Source organism: Mesobacillus sp. S13, assembly GCF_020422885.1.
GTDB classification, from domain to species: Bacteria; Bacillota; Bacilli; order Bacillales; family Cytobacillaceae; genus Mesobacillus; species Mesobacillus selenatarsenatis_A.
This window is the reverse complement of the sequence record NZ_CP084622.1, coordinates 1,213,714-1,228,917: the sequence shown is the minus strand read 5'-3', so window position 1 is coordinate 1,228,917 and position 15,204 is coordinate 1,213,714. Positions and strand designations below refer to the sequence as shown.

The window sequence follows — 15,204 nt, the reverse complement described above, 5'->3', positions numbered from 1 at the left end:
GTAAAGAATCGTTCAAAGATTTTTATAAAAATTTTATTGCCTAGAAATTAAAAGCCAAAAAAGCCCCCGAAAGAACTTTTCTATACCCCCTGCTCGACAGCTGTCTCTTTAACAGCAGGCTCACTCTCCTCGGCGAGCTTTGGCAGAACCATCATGTAAAATACTCCTACGATCGCAAGACAGCCACCGACAATCCAATACAGCATTTCAATTGTAAGCAGTGAAGGAAAACTGTAAGCGATGAAAGCAAGCGTCAGCGAATGGGACAGCATGTTAAGCGGACTGATTAGCCCCTGGACCCTGCCCATCATTTTCGGATCGATGATGCTTGGAAGCCAGCCTCCGATCCCGATATTTATAAGCGGCAATGCCAGAGCAGAGATAAACAAGAGACCTAAGAACAGATAAATGTTGTTGGGCAGTGACGCAAGAGCCGTGAAGCTGCCTGCAATCAGCAGACCTATAGAAATCAGGTGATAGAGCTTGATTTTTTGAGAAAGCAAGGATGCAATGAAGCTGCCAATCAGGACGCCGATTCCGAACACGAAACCGACCACAATCGAGTACTGCTCATACGTTTCAGGAGCAAGCTTATATTTGAGAATAAAAATCGGCATTACCGAGAAGCCGCCATTGACGATCCCAAAAATGAAAAATCCAATGATCAAAGTAAAAAGCAATTTGCTGCTCATTACATATATAAAGCCGTGTTTAAAATCCCTGAAGACCATTTTAAGGTTCAAATCCTTCAGAGAATGAGTGCCATTAGGAAGTCGGGCCTCATGCGGAACAACCGTCCTTTGGATGAGTAATGCACTAATAATGAATGACAAAGTATCCACTAAAATAGCTCCGTAAATGCCTATTGACCAGTATGCGAGAACTCCCAGGCCATTGCCGAACAGCATGAATAGGCTCATCACGAGCTGATTCAAACCGGCTGCTGTTGTGTAGTCGTCTTTCTTCAAGATCCCCTGTACCATACCATGTTCGGCCGGGAAAAAGAATTTTTGAACTGCACTCCGCAAGAACAAGACAGCAAAGACAAGTGGCATCCAGCCAACATAAATTGCAGCAATCAATCCAAGAGATAATGCGGCACTTATCCAATCGCAGTAAACCGCTATTTTTTGCCGATCCATCCTGTCAGCGAGCACTCCGATCAGGAAAAACACCGCTAGCATTGGCAGCGAATACATCAGTTCGGTAATAGTCGCATAAGCAGGCTGGGAGCTGAAACGGTCCAGCAAGAAAAACATGAAAGCTGTCAGGCCGATCGTACTGCCCATCTGGGATGTGAAGTTAGCCAAAAATAACTTCGTGAAACTCTTGTTCCTGAAAATCTCCACAAATTTTTTCATAATGATTTCTCCTCGCATCTCTTTTGTTAGCTTCATATTAGCTTAATCTCATGGGAACAATACACTTTCTCCTGACCGTTTCTTTCTACATCCAGAGACCGAGTGTCCCTGCGCCTGAGACAGCGTCTGTCTGCTAACGCCTAATCGCATGCCAACTTAGCCCAAATTCACTTCTAAAGGTTTTCAAATCAATTTAACCGGGTATTACTCTATTAACCTAATAAAAATGATTCACTAAAGGAGTTATATATACATGAAAGAAATTATGTCATCTAATGTTATGGTCCAGAAAAGATTCACAATGAAAAAAATGCTTGAAATCTATCAGGCTGCCAAGAAATTGGACGGTACCACTTACCTTTACAGCCGCCAAAAGGCAGTTGAAGCGACGTCGTTATCCAAACTTGTATCGTTCCTGCTTACTGTAGAACCAAATACAACTTTAAAAATTATTATGGAAGGCACAGATGTAGAACCGAAATTGAATCAGCTTACTAAGCTGCTGACAAATGAGGCATCTGTACTACGCGTGAAACGCAAACGACTGATCGAGTCTTCCGAATCATTCCAAATATAATCCCAATAACAGACCAACTAATGACTGAGGTGAAGTTTCGTGGTAAGAACCATTCTAATGATCATCGGCGCTGTCGTCGTGATCGGTTTCCTTTTAAGCTTATTATAATATGATTTTAGTAAAGACCTGCCTCCATGCAGGTCTTTTTTTAAAGCTCTATTCCTAGTTTTGCTGATTGAGGGATATTAACAATAAAAATAGCACAGGAGATCGTTCTCCTGTGCTTTGTTCGCATTAGTTATTACTATCATCTTCTTTTTCTTTATCATCAGACGATCCGTCGTCTCCTGATCCCCCGGTGTCTCCATTACCTCCGGTGTCTCCTTCACCACCGGTATCTCCTTCACCGCCGGTATCTCCTTCGCCACCGGTGTCTCCTTCACCGCCAGTATCTCCTTCACCGCCGGTATCTCCTTCACCGCCGGTATCCCCTTCACCGCCGGTGTCTCCTTCACCGCCGGTATCTCCTTCACCGCCGGTATCCCCTTCACCGCCAGTATCTCCTTCACCACTGGTATCTCCTTCGCTTCCGCCATTTCCACCAGAATCTTTGGTATCTCCAGTACCATTCTTTTCTTCGGTATCATTGCTTTTCTCAGAATTCGTGGACGCTCCGGCAGATTCAGTATTTGTTTCTTTTTTCTTTTTTGCTTCTTCTTTCGGTTTTTCTTTTTTGTCTTTTAGCTTCTTTTTTGCTTCTTCCCATTGCTTTTTAAGCTTTTCAGATTCCTTTTTGATTCTTGCTTCCAACTCTTTTACAGACTTGGCACGCTGCTTCCTCTTGTGTTCCTCAATATACTTTGACAGTGGAGTAACATTGAAGGATTCTGCTTTTGTATTTTTCAATGCTTCCGACATAAAGTCTTTGAAAACCAGGGCGGCTCCTTCACTGCTTGTAGTAGTTAAGAAGTGTTCTTTATCTGTTTTGTCATAACCAACCCATACAGCGCCAACAAGCTGTGGGGTATACCCTACAAACCACTGATCCTTCGTTCCTTTGACACCTTCAATCGGAACCTGTGTTGATCCGGTCTTGCCCGCTAATTCTCTTCCAGGAATTTGCGCACCTTTTCCTGTGCCATCCTGGACGACACCAAGAAGCATTGTCGTCATTTTTTCAGCGGTCTCTTTTGAAACTGCCTTGCTCTTCTTCCCTTTATATTCAACAATTACATTGCCTTCTTTATCAATAATTTTAGTTATAGCATGAGTTTCATGACGCTCGCCCTTGTTGGCAAATGCAGAATATGCTTCAGCCATAGTAACCGGTGAGACCCCCGTCGATAAGCCTCCAAGCGCAAGGCCAAGATTGCGATCGTTCTTTGGATCAAGATTAATGCCAAAGTTCTTTACGGATTCCATGCCTTTGACTATCCCTATTTCATCCAACATCCATACAGCAGGCACATTCAATGAATCTCTCAATGCTTCATACATAGGAACTTCGCCTTTATATTTGTCATTGTAGTTTTGAGGCTTGTAATCTTTGAATTCCATCTCTTCGTCTTTAAGCATGTCCGTAACGCCCCAGCCTTCTTCAAGTGCTGGTGCATATGCGGCAAGTGGCTTCATGGTTGAGCCTGGCTGCGCTTTTAGCTGTGTTGCACGATTATATCCCCTGAATACATGCTCACCGCGGCCTCCTACAAGGGCACGAATGCCACCGGTTTTAGGATCGACCAGTACAGCGCCACTTTGGACGATTTGTTTTTCCGTACCTTTTGGGAACAAATCATCCTTAGCATAAGTCGTTTCCACAGCTGATTGCATAGTTACATCCAGTTCAGTATAGATTTGCAATCCGCCTGTCAAAACTTCTTCCTGTGTCAGACCGTATTTCTTAATTGCTTCATCAATGACGTGATCTACATAATATGGATACTTCCCGCGCAATGGATCTGCTCCATCTTCATTCAGGACAATCTTTTCGGCTACTGCCTGTTTATATTCTTCTTCCTTAATGAAGCCATGTGTTTTCATCATTTGAAGGACAAGATTCCTTCTTTCAATCGCTTCTTCATAATTCCTATTGGGATCAAGTGCAGACGGCGCCTTGATCAAGCCAGCAAGCATGGCTGCTTCGCTGATGGAAAGATCTTTAACGTCCTTTCCAAAGTAACCCATAGCAGCCCTTTTAATTCCCCACGAACCATTACCAAAATAAATTCGGTTCAAGTACATTTGCATGATATCATCTTTGGAATATTGCTTTTCAATCTCTCTCGCCATAAAAAATTCTTCGAGCTTCCTCTTATAAGTCTTTTCGCTCGATAACAAAGCATTTTTTGTCAATTGCTGCGTAATTGTACTTCCACCTTCGACAATGCTGCCTGCTTTAACATTCTGGACGAATGCCCGTGATATTCCCACCAGGTCTACCCCATCGTGTTCATAAAAACGGTGGTCTTCTATCGCGATGACGGCATTTTTGACATGATCCGGCACATCCTCTATTTTGATTCCCTCATTTTTCAGTGCCGAAATCTTGCTGGCGACTTCACCATTCGCATCATAGATGACTGTTGACTGTGCCATATCATCATTCAATGCGCTAATGTCAGCCCCCTCAGAATATACGTGAAAAAAACTCAAGAATGCCAGTACCGCTGTCGAAACTGACAATACCAGCACCTGATTCATATGCAGTCTTTTCCAGCCTCTTAGAAAACTTGTAAATATTGAATTTTTGCTCACTGAGCACCCCAACCTTTTAAAAATAGTTTATAAATATGACACTTTCTTTTACCCATTTTTAAAAGTCATTAACACAAATTGCCTAATTATGAGGAAAAAAGACATATAAGCAAGCAAGAGGGCCAATGAATATACTCTCGTTTTCTGGTTTTGGGGACTCCTGATTAAAATCCTAGTGCAGAGGCGAGGTTGAGGTAACAATCTCATCTCACAAAGATTCTCATCGGATAAAAACCCTTGATTAATACGTTGTTTTGTCCGAACACGATGGCACTTTAGACAACTTCTCTTGCTTGGGACGTGATTTTGTCCGAACATGGTGGCACTTCAGACAAAATCTCTTGCTTGGGACGTGATTTTGTCCGAACACGGTGGCACTTCAGACAAAATTTCTTGCTTGGGACGTAATTTTGTCCGAACACGGTGGCACTTCAGACAAAATCTCTTGCTTGGGACATGATTTTGTCCGAACATGGTGGCACTTCAGACAAAATTTCACGTTTGGGACATGATTTTGTCCGAACACGGTGGGACTTCAGACAAAATCTTATGCTTGGGACGTGATTTTGTCCGAACAGGGTGGGACTTCAGACAAAATCTCTTGCTTGGGACGTAATTTTGTCCGAATACGGTGACACTTCAGACAAAACCTTATGCTTGGGACGTGATTTTGTCCGAACATGGTGGGACTTCAGTCAAAATCTCTTGCTTGGGACGTAATTTTGTCCGAATACGGTGACACTTCAGACAAAACCTTATGCTTGTGACTTGATTTTGTCCGAACACGGTGGCACTTCAGACAAAACCTTATGCTTATGACATGATTTTGTCCGAACACGGTGGCACTTCAGACAAAACCTTATGCTTATGACATGATTTTGTCCGAACATGGTGGCACTTCAGACAAAATCTCTTGCTTGGGACGTAATTTTGTCCGAACATGGTGGCACTTTAGACAAAATCTCATACTTATAAAAGGCATATTGACCGAATACCAAGCTCTCTACCTCTAATATCCACCCATTTATGAGGAGTACCAAATCGATTCGGAAATTTTTAGGATGAGTTAGTTCTTTTTTAAAAGTGGGTATTAAACTATAAGAAGTATTAATATTGGAGGTTGATCTATATGGCTGGAATAAAAAACATTGTACTTGCTTACGATGATTCTGATGGAGGCAAGAAGGCCTTGCAATTGGCAAAGGAATTTACGGCTAATAAAGAGGGCGTCAAATTGTATGTTGGACATGTTTTTGAAGAAAAGGTGAAAAGCGAAGTGGTGGAAACGAATGAGCGTCCTATTGAGCATCTGCCAATCAACAATTTTCCTGCTGATGGAATCCAGGTTCCACCGCTGGCTATGGAGCAGGGTGCACTTGAAAAAACAGAGCATTCTATCATTACCCACAGCTCTGAAAAAGCCTTCAATAACGCAAAGGCGGAACTGGATGCACTCAATATCGACACTGAATACTCCATCCTGGAAGGAAGTCCTTCCGAGAGTATTGTGGATTACGCCAATAGTGTAAATGCTGATTTGATTATCATTGGGCAGTCCGGCAATGAAGGAATCAAGCGTAAGCTTCTTGGCGGAGCAAGTCAAAAAATTGCCAATAACGCTCATTGCCATGTGCTTATCGCGAAATAAAAAAAAGCAGCCCGCCGGCTGCTTTTTCCATTCTATCCTCTTGAATTACTCGTTCAACGCTTCAGCTGCGATTTCTTCTAACCGCTCCAATGTTTCCTTTTCTTCGAAGCTGCTGAAAATCCGGAAATCATCGTGATCCAGAATCCTGTAATGCTGGCTGAGGATGTTTTGCTGCATGACGAATCCGCCAATCCTTGTTACTTCTCGCCACCAGACTTTGCCGCCCAATGTTTTCTCTTTTCGATAATCTGTGCCTTCATGGGCAATCGTTTCAAGGACTTCGAGTGGTTCATTTCCGAACAAAAACTGGATGGTCTCTGTTTCCCTGAAAAGGGCAGCTATGGCCACGACTGTCGACCAGCCAGCCTGAGCCCTGCCTTTTTCAATCTGGACTAACGTCTTTTTGGAAATTCCAATGATATCAGCCATTTTATCTTGTGTATATCCAACTTCGGCCCGAAGTACCCTCACTTTTTCGGATACCCTGCTTATGATTTCATCCCTTGTCATCCGCATCATTCCTTTGAATTGCTTTTAGTGTAATTTTACACCAAATAAGTTTGAATTAAAAATATTTTTTATTTTCGGCTATGTAAATATAAAAGCAGCTACTTTATTTTAAGAAGCAAAAAGGAATGCAGTAACGAATCTGCACTCCTTTTAATTTATTTGGCCTGTCTTTCCTCACTGACGCTGCAGTTGCTTGAGCAGGAGCTTTTGATGGAGCAGGCAGCGCATTTCCCTTCCTTGGCTTTCTTGATGAATCGGTAGAAGGCCCAGCCGGCATATCCGAATATGGCTCCGCCTATTAAGATGTTTGCGATCATGAATCCTTCCTCCTTCCCTGCTTAGCTTAATCCAAAGAGCATGCCGCCTTGATAAATGGTCAGAGACAACAGATAGGCGATAACCAGGGCATAAAAGATTGAAAAAGCGGTCCAGCGTTTCGAACCGGTTTCCTTGTAAATCGTTGCAGTAGTTGCCAAACAAGGAATGTACAGCAGGATAAAGACCATGAAGCTGTATGCGGCTAAGGGTGTGTAATGAGCAGCAAGCAAACCTTGCAGACTTGCCTCATCAGGGACGAAGTAAATGATGTTCATCGTTGAAATGATTGATTCTTTTGCAAGAAACCCGGTGAATAAGGATGCACTCGCCTGCCATGTCCCAAAGCCAATAGGAGCGAACATCGGTGCGAAAATGCCTCCAAGCAGCGCTAGATAGCTGTCATCCATGCTGACATTCACGCCTTCCGGACCTGCGTAAGCAAGCATCCAGATTAGGACAGATCCGGCAAAAATGAAGGTTCCTGCCTTCTTCACGAATCCCTTTCCCTTATCCCATGTGCTTCTCCAAAGTGCTCTCGCCTGCGGAAGCCTGTAAGGAGGGAGTTCGATGACGAATACAGACGTTTCACCTTTCAAAAGTGTCTCCGAGAATACCTTTGCCAGAATAAGCGCGATCACTACTCCCAATACATACAAACTTAAAACCACAGCTGCTTTATGTTCCAGGAAGAACGCCCCGACAAACAAAGCGTAAACTGGGAGCCTTGCAGAACAGGACATAAGCGGTGTCAACAGAATGGTCATCAGCCTTTCCTTTGGCGTTTCGATGGTCCTTGCTGCCATGATTCCAGGTACATTACAGCCAAATCCGATCATCATCGGAATGAAGGCCTTACCGTTCAAGCCAACCGATTCCATTAAGCGGTCCATGACCAGCGCGACACGGGCCATGTAACCTGAATCTTCCAGCAAGGAGATGAAAAAGAACAATATGAAGATTTGCGGTACGAAGACGAGGACTCCCCCTACCCCAGCTACGATCCCATCAAGAACCAGGTCTTTGATGAATGATGAAGCACCGGCTGCAGACAGTGCTGCTGTAATCCCAGTTGTTACTGGTCCGGACAGAAGTGAATCCAATGCGTCAGACAGCGGGAAGCCAAGCCAGTCAAAGGTAAGCATGAACATCACGTACATCAAAATAAGGAAAATCGGGATGCCAAGAAATTTATTCGTGACGATCATGTCAACCTTCTCGGTCAATGGAACCTTTTTATTATCCGTTCTGGTTGTTGCTGCAGATACTATTTTATCGATTGCTTCACTGCGCTTCCGGTGAATTATCTCGTCAAGTGCTTGTTTGCTGCCCGTATTTTGCTGTTCGGCTATAGAAACATGGTGAATCAATGTGTCAATCTCATTCTGTGGCAAAATTGTTGCCAGATAGCTTTTCACATATGGATTTCCTTCAAACAACTGAAGTGCAAGCCAGCGAACCGGGTGTTGTGTTTTTCCGGCCAGTTTGTTCTCAAGCTCCAGGATACCCGCTTCAATCGCTTTACCATAATAGATGAAATTTGCTTTCCCACTGCCTGCGGCCTCGCCAGTCACTATCTGTGCAAGGTCATTACACCCTTTACCTGTCCTTGCAACCACAGGAGCTACTGCTACACCCAATGATTCAGACAGTTTATGAGGATCAATTTGAATACCCCTGCTTTTTGCAACATCCAGCATATTCAAGCCAATTATGACTGGTGCACCGTATTCCAATAGCTGCATAGTAAGATGAAGATTTCGCCTTAACTGCGAAGCGTCCAGGATATTCAGAAGTTTTTCAAATGGCTCATTCAAGAAAAAGTTCGTTACGACACCTTCATCTTTTGAAAGTGGATTGAGTGTATATACTCCAGGAAGGTCAATAAGCTGATCCTTGCCATTTTTAAGGAGACCGACTTTCTTTTCGACCGTTACCCCGCTCCAGTTTCCTACATATTCATAGGAACCTGTTAAGTTATTAAACAATGAAGTTTTTCCTGTGTTTGGGTTTCCAATAAGCGCAATGTTCATCATACTCGCTCCACTTCAATCCTTAGCGCTTCCTTTCGGCGAATGCCGATGCACTGCCCGCAGGATTCAACCATGACAGGTCCTCCAAAAGGCAGGATGCATTTCACGCACACTTCAGATCCTTCCGCTATTCCCAAATCAAGCAACCTTCTTCTGACAAATTTATCAGCACTAGCTATATTCATGATCCGGCCTTTTTCACCAGTCTTTAATTTTCCCAGCATAGCCATCACCTTTTTTTAGTTTGTTAGTTTTTATACTCTCTTTAGCTTTCATATTTTCTAAATGAGAATGATTATCTTTATTTAACCAATTCAAAGCAACTTCCACTGTGACATTCGTCACTATATAGTAGGGTTTACTCTATATTTCAGGCAAACTCCATACAATTGACAATATTTTTATTGTGAATGATTTCCCACTTCTCAAATACCCATGCATGTATGTATACACATAAAAAAAGAAGAGCTGTTCAGCTCCCCTTTTCTCTTACATTTTATTGCTTACAGGTGCAGACTTAACCATCCTCGATGGTGCATATCCGATGACAAGTATAATGATGATGGCACTTAGTATCATACTAGGAATCATATATGTGCCATTATAGATAATTGAATATAACCACGCTGGCTGTCCTTCTGGCGCCCAAACTCCAAAGAAGATCCAGCCGGAAAAGAAATGAGCAATAAAGCGGAGCAGGCTTCCAATGAAGGTACCAGCAATGATAAAGCCAATCCATTTCTTCTTATCGGCATTTTGGATGCTATCCTTAATCTGTCTGGCGAAAATCCCGGCAATCCCAAGTACGGTGAAAGCCACCAAATAATCAATGAATCCCTGTACAGGGTGGTAAATTTGTGAGAAGCCAAGAATGAATTGCAATAGGCCTAACAACAGCCCGGTTATTGCCCCGCCCTTTATTCCCCAACGGAACGCCATCAGGAATACAGGCACCATCGCAATCGATACAGAACCGCCCTGTGGCCAGATTCTTGAAAATAAGAACCCGGAAAATAAATCCAGCAAATAAGCCAGTGCGGAAAATACGGCAATTTCCACTAAAAAGAGAGTTTGTTTTTGTTTCATATTTTGTTCCTCCTTCTTTTCAGAATGAGGTCCGTTTCTAACACGCCTTTTCTGCTTCAGAAACAAAAAAAGCAATCCGGGGACCGATATAGGATTCCCAAGATTGCTTTCCTATCGCATCCACATTCCTTCGCTAGCATTAACTAACAGGTTCAAAGGGTAAGAACTCGGCCGCTCACTCTCAGCTGCACTTGGCAGCTCCCCTTGTGGTTATTATTTAGTTTCTACACTATGAATATACTACTTTAAATAAATTATCACAAGTCCTAGGATAAACTTTTCGGTCGATGTCGAACAGATTTGACAAATCTCATCCAGTATTGCTAAAAACATCGGTCTTTTGTCACATTTTTAGCTATTCGACTCAATTCTGCGGATGTTCTTAATATTCGACAAAGGGTTTTTAAGGTTTTCCTCGAATCTTTAATACCGAAATGAAAAACTGGGGGACTTAATGAAATGCTGCCAATTACGGATAACCGATTGCTTAGCTTCCTGACTAGTGAAAGAGAAAATCTAATAGCCGACTGGACTGTTAAAATAATCGTTTCAGAAGATGATCCATATAAAGAAAAAATAAGCAAAAACGCTGAGAGAATGTATGAAGTAATTCTCTCGGTTTTTTCTAAAACAAGTGAAGAATTGGAAGAGCATATTCAAGAGCTTGCTTTTATGGTAGGTGAAGAACGAGTACGCGCTGACATTAACATTGGCGATTTTGTCTTCAATGTCAATGCCGGACGCTCCGTTGTATACACACATCTCCATAAATTGAATATGGAATGGACTGAAATGCAAGAGGCCATCAATCGGATCAATTACTGTTTTGATACCTTTTTGTATTACGCCGTATCTTATTATAATGAGCAGAAAAACAAAATCATTGAGGAAAAGAACCAATTCATCGATTCAACACATAAAGACAGATTGACGCTTCTCGGCCAAATGACTTCTAGCTTCATACATGAATTCCGCAATCCGTTGACTTCCATCCAGGGCTTCATCCAGCTCTTGAGATCTGAACATCAAGATATGAAGTATCTTGATATCATTTCAAGCGAGCTTGAACAACTGAACTTCCGGATTTCACAATTCTTGCTGCTATCAAAAAAAGAGCTGATTGGAAAAGAAAAAACTGTCTTCTCATTGAATAAGATGATTGAGGAAGTTTTAAACTTTCTTTATCCCAGCATCCTTGACACGAAAGTCCGGATCATCAAGGAAGTAGCCGAAGATATGGAATTGTACGGCTATGCGGATGAAATCAGGCAGGTTCTCATCAATATCATCTTTAATGCGATTGATGTACTGAGCCAGTACCGTGATGATCCGCAAATCGAAATCAAAGGATTTTTCGTGAATGATACCCATATAAAAATTGAGATTTCAAATAATGGTCCAGTCATTCCTGACCAATTGTTAAAAACGATTTTTGAACCATTCGTTACAACCAAAACACTTGGTACCGGACTTGGACTTTTCGTATGCCGGGAAATCATCGAAAAGCATAAAGGCATACTCGCCTGTTCATCAGAACCTGAAAAAACGTCATTCATCATGCTTCTGCCTCTAACAAGAATCGAAATCTAATCTAGTACTAGAACAAGGAGACCCCGCCAGGAAATGGCGGGGTCTATTCTTTCTTAATCGGAATATTCAAGTGAGCGGTCACCTGCTGCATGTTTCACTTTGCTAGTCTCGTGGCTTAACGCATGCTTTTTCTCAGATTCAGAGACGATGAGAGCACATGCTGCATCACCTGTAATATTGACAGCTGTGCGAGCCATATCAAGCAAACGGTCGATACCGAGTATCAGGCCAATCCCTTCAACTGGCAGCCCCACAGATTGGAGAACCATTGCCAGCATGATCAATCCAACACCTGGAACTCCTGCGGTACCTATACTCGCAAGCACGGCAGTAAGGACTACTGTCAAAAGTTCGGCCATTGTGAGGTCAGCTCCATAAACCTGTGCAATGAATACAGTTGCTACCCCCTGCATGATTGCTGTGCCGTCCATGTTGATCGTTGCTCCAAGAGGCTGCACGAAGCTGCTGACCGATTCAGGGACACGGAGATTTTTCTGTGCTGTTTCCATAGATACCGGCAGTGTCGCATTACTGCTCGATGTACTGAAGGCAACACCCATTGCCGGAGAGAATTGCTTAAAAAACCAGAAAGGATTTTTCTTTCCAATGAGATAAACACTTGAACCATAGGTGATGAGCGCATGCACGACAAGAGCGAGAACAACGACAATCATATATACACCCATCGCCTTGATGGCATCGATCCCTTGGCTTCCGATTGCTGTCGCAATCAACCCAAACGTTCCGTACGGAGCAAACTTCATGACAAGGCCTACCAGATACATCATGATCTCATTTCCTTGTTCAATCAGATTCAGTATTCCTTTCGTCTTTTCACCTAGTGCCGTTAACGCAATCCCGATGAATAGAGCAAACACGATAACTTGCAGCATATTGCCAGTTGTCAGTGCTTCAAACGGGTTAGCTGGAATAAGATTTAAAAAGGTTTCACTTACCGGCGGAGCCTCTTCAGCCTTGAATTCAGCTCCACTCGTATCAAAATTGCCCATCAAGCCTGGTTTGATTAAATAGGCCAGAGTAAGACCAATGGATATGGCTATGGCTGTTGTCGTCAAAAAGAAGCTTACAGTCTTAAAACCTATCCTGCCAAGTTTCTTGGGATCGCCTAACCCGGCCGTACCGAGAATAATTGAAAATAGGACAATCGGTACGACAAGCATACTGATTAAATTGATGAATATCTTGCCTAGAGGGGTGAATAAGAATTTATCTAAAACAGTGAATAATTCGGGTGAAAAAATGTTGAGGATCAGCCCTGTCATCGCGCCAAGTCCTAGGCCAATTAAAATCTTAGTCGTTAGTTTCATATGGTTCCTCCCAAAAAAGTGTAAAAAAAGAATGTAAAGCTTTATTCCCTCTTTCATTCTAATTAAACGCGAGGAAGTCGATTGGGTAATACTTCCATCAACTTAAAGCATAAGGAGGTTCCTATGTTAACTTTAAAGGTTGATCGTGAACTGGAGCTGCGAATATTAGAGCCGCAAGAAGCCGGTGAGTTGTTCTGGCTAGTGGATTCAAACCGCCGCTATTTGCGGAAATGGCTTCCCTGGATTGACGGAATCCAATCTCCCGGCCAATTTTTTTCAGTGATACAAATGTGGCAGAAAAATCATCAAGAAGGGAGCAGCAGTCATTTTGGAATTCGATACAGGGGAATCCTTGCAGGGAGTATCAGCCTCCATGCTATTGACTGGAACAACTCGCAGGCAAGCATTGGCTATTATCTATCGGATAAACTGCAAGGAAGGGGCATTACGGTCAGAACGGTGACATCGGTAATAAACCATGCATTTTATGAGTTGGGACTTAATCGCATTGAAATTCGATGCGGCAAGGACAATCACAAAAGCAAGGCAATTCCGAGGAAGCTTGGCTTTATCGAGGAGGGTGTCATCCGTGATGGAGAATACTTAAATGGCACCTTTCATGATCTAATCGTTTACGGTCTCCTTTCAAGAGAATGGCATAGAAGAAATGCCTTACATCCATGATCATTGCTGGCACACAAATCACAGGATCGGCAGATGTATGGTAAATGTGGTTCCTTCAGGACTTGATGTCACATTGATTTTGCCATTATGTTCTTCTATGATTTTATGGCAAATCATCAATCCCAGTCCGTTCCCATTCGCTTTGGTCGTAAAAAACGGCTTGCCGATCTTTTCCAAATCCTCTGAAGGGATTCCTTTGCCAGAATCTGAGATTGATATGGACATCAGGTGATTTTCCTTTGAAATAGCGATCGTAATTTCACCTGGCAGATCCATTGCATCAATTGCGTTCATCAGCATATTGATCAAAACTTGCTTGATTTTATTTCCATCACAAAGAAGCCTTCCGTCTTCCAACGTGGATTGCTTGGTTATTTCGACGCACTTTTTTGCTGCCTCGGCCATTAAAAGAGTAATGGCGTGATCAACCAAGTCATTCATATCAAAGGACTTAAAATCAGACTTATGCGGCTTTGCCATAATCATAAGCTCTTTTGAAACAGCCTCCATCCGCTTTATTTCCTCTTCCATGATCGCTAAATAATTATGATTTAATTCTTTGCCGGACTTCATAAGCTGGATAAAGCCTTTTAGGCTTGTCAAAGGATTCTTGATTTCGTGGGCAATACCTGCGGCAAGCTGTCCGACAACGTTTAATTTCTCATACTCCAGAATAAAATGCTCTGCCTTGATTTTAGCAGAAACATCACTTGTAACTGAAATTAGTTCGAACGGTTCATTTGTATCGGGATGTCTTACGACCGATATCCGTGAGTTCACCCATATGTATACTCCATCTTTTCGCTTAATGCGGTATGTCAGGCTGCAAACTTCCTCGGATTGGGGCATGGCAGTACTCAAAATTCTTTTATAATCTTCTGCATGGACAAATAAAGTGTACAGCCTTCCAACTAATTCAGATGGCTCATAACCAAGCATGGATCGAACAGAGGGCGAAACATATGTAATAAGTCCATCCGGAGTTCTTTTACATATAAAATCCATGGATGTTTCTACCCAAATTCTTTCATCTGCCTTTTCGACCTTATGCAACTTCCTTTCCAAACTGGATAAAAGAATACTCATAAACAGCCTCCCTTTTATGAAATTTTACTGAATATTTAAATTAATTTCAAATAAAAATTGTAAAATTAGTCATAAAAAGGTTCATATTTCCATTGGGAAAATTTTGATTAAGGAATGAAGGTCAATTTGTTAAAATCAGAATTTTCTAATATAATTAAACATAAACTTCATACTTTATGTGTCCGTTTCATACATTGATATCAAACCGTATTTATGTTCCCCTTAGTTATCCTCGATATGGTATAATAAAATTTAAATGATAAAGCTGAGGTGGTATGATGGGGCAATCTAT

The 15,204-nt window shown here is 42.3% G+C and carries 13 protein-coding genes and 1 riboswitch; of the genes, 4 read left to right on the top strand and 9 right to left on the bottom strand.

Annotated elements, in window-relative coordinates; all coding sequences use genetic code 11:
* Window positions 1-80: 80 nt before the first annotated feature.
* Complete coding sequence (locus LGO15_RS06200) at window positions 81-1,361, bottom strand: MFS transporter (protein WP_167832057.1); 1,281 nt, start codon at window positions 1,359-1,361, stop codon at window positions 81-83.
* 253 nt (window positions 1,362-1,614) lie between these two features.
* On the opposite strand from LGO15_RS06200, the gene LGO15_RS06195 reads away from it, so the two are divergent.
* Window positions 1,615-1,938, top strand: a complete 324-nt coding sequence (locus LGO15_RS06195; protein ID WP_167832056.1) for an HPr family phosphocarrier protein — start codon at window positions 1,615-1,617, stop codon at window positions 1,936-1,938.
* Between the two features lie 234 nt (window positions 1,939-2,172).
* Here the strand turns inward: LGO15_RS06195 and LGO15_RS06190 are convergent, their stop codons facing one another.
* Entirely contained in the window at window positions 2,173-4,578 is a 2,406-nt protein-coding gene (locus LGO15_RS06190; protein WP_318999841.1) for a transglycosylase domain-containing protein, read from the bottom strand.
* A 1,183-nt stretch (window positions 4,579-5,761) separates the two neighbouring features.
* Between LGO15_RS06190 and LGO15_RS06185 the strand changes: the two genes are divergently transcribed.
* On the top strand, window positions 5,762-6,280 hold the full coding sequence (locus LGO15_RS06185) for a universal stress protein (RefSeq protein ID WP_226087102.1): 519 nt from the start codon (window positions 5,762-5,764) through the stop codon (window positions 6,278-6,280).
* A 45-nt stretch (window positions 6,281-6,325) separates the two neighbouring features.
* Here LGO15_RS06185 and LGO15_RS06180 read toward each other — a convergent pair whose 3' ends face one another.
* From LGO15_RS06180 to thiT, 5 genes are all read right to left on the bottom strand, one after another.
* Window positions 6,326-6,790, bottom strand: coding sequence for a helix-turn-helix transcriptional regulator (locus LGO15_RS06180; RefSeq protein ID WP_167832054.1), 465 nt, complete (start codon window positions 6,788-6,790; stop codon window positions 6,326-6,328).
* Between the two features lie 155 nt (window positions 6,791-6,945).
* The gene (locus LGO15_RS06175) at window positions 6,946-7,107 is read right to left on the bottom strand and encodes a FeoB-associated Cys-rich membrane protein (RefSeq protein WP_226087100.1); all 162 of its coding nucleotides are present in this window, start codon (window positions 7,105-7,107) and stop codon (window positions 6,946-6,948) included.
* 21 nt (window positions 7,108-7,128) lie between these two features.
* On the bottom strand, window positions 7,129-9,141 hold the full coding sequence (gene feoB / locus LGO15_RS06170; protein WP_413231373.1) for a ferrous iron transport protein B: 2,013 nt from the start codon (window positions 9,139-9,141) through the stop codon (window positions 7,129-7,131).
* Window positions 9,138-9,362, bottom strand: a complete 225-nt coding sequence (locus LGO15_RS06165) for a FeoA family protein (RefSeq protein ID WP_052442186.1) — start codon at window positions 9,360-9,362, stop codon at window positions 9,138-9,140. The genes feoB and LGO15_RS06165 overlap by 4 nt, the downstream gene beginning before the upstream one ends.
* Before the next feature lie 265 nt (window positions 9,363-9,627).
* Window positions 9,628-10,224 (bottom strand): energy-coupled thiamine transporter ThiT, encoded by a 597-nt coding sequence (thiT, locus tag LGO15_RS06160; RefSeq protein WP_167832052.1) that lies wholly within the window; start codon window positions 10,222-10,224, stop codon window positions 9,628-9,630.
* 108 nt (window positions 10,225-10,332) lie between these two features.
* Window positions 10,333-10,439: riboswitch (TPP riboswitch) on the bottom strand.
* Between the two features lie 244 nt (window positions 10,440-10,683).
* Here thiT and LGO15_RS06155 point away from each other — a divergent pair.
* On the top strand, window positions 10,684-11,814 hold the full coding sequence (locus LGO15_RS06155; protein ID WP_167832051.1) for a histidine kinase N-terminal domain-containing protein: 1,131 nt from the start codon (window positions 10,684-10,686) through the stop codon (window positions 11,812-11,814).
* Window positions 11,815-11,867: 53 nt separating this feature from the next.
* On the opposite strand, the gene LGO15_RS06150 is transcribed toward LGO15_RS06155, so the two are convergent.
* Complete coding sequence (locus LGO15_RS06150) at window positions 11,868-13,142, bottom strand: dicarboxylate/amino acid:cation symporter (RefSeq protein ID WP_167832050.1); 1,275 nt, start codon at window positions 13,140-13,142, stop codon at window positions 11,868-11,870.
* A gap of 123 nt (window positions 13,143-13,265) precedes the next feature.
* Here LGO15_RS06150 and LGO15_RS06145 point away from each other — a divergent pair, with 123 nt between their 5' ends.
* Entirely contained in the window at window positions 13,266-13,826 is a 561-nt protein-coding gene (locus LGO15_RS06145; protein ID WP_167832049.1) for a GNAT family N-acetyltransferase, read from the top strand.
* An 18-nt stretch (window positions 13,827-13,844) separates the two neighbouring features.
* Here LGO15_RS06145 and LGO15_RS06140 read toward each other — a convergent pair whose 3' ends face one another.
* Window positions 13,845-14,912, bottom strand: coding sequence for an ATP-binding protein (locus LGO15_RS06140; RefSeq protein ID WP_167832048.1), 1,068 nt, complete (start codon window positions 14,910-14,912; stop codon window positions 13,845-13,847).
* Window positions 14,913-15,204: the final 292 nt, after the last annotated feature.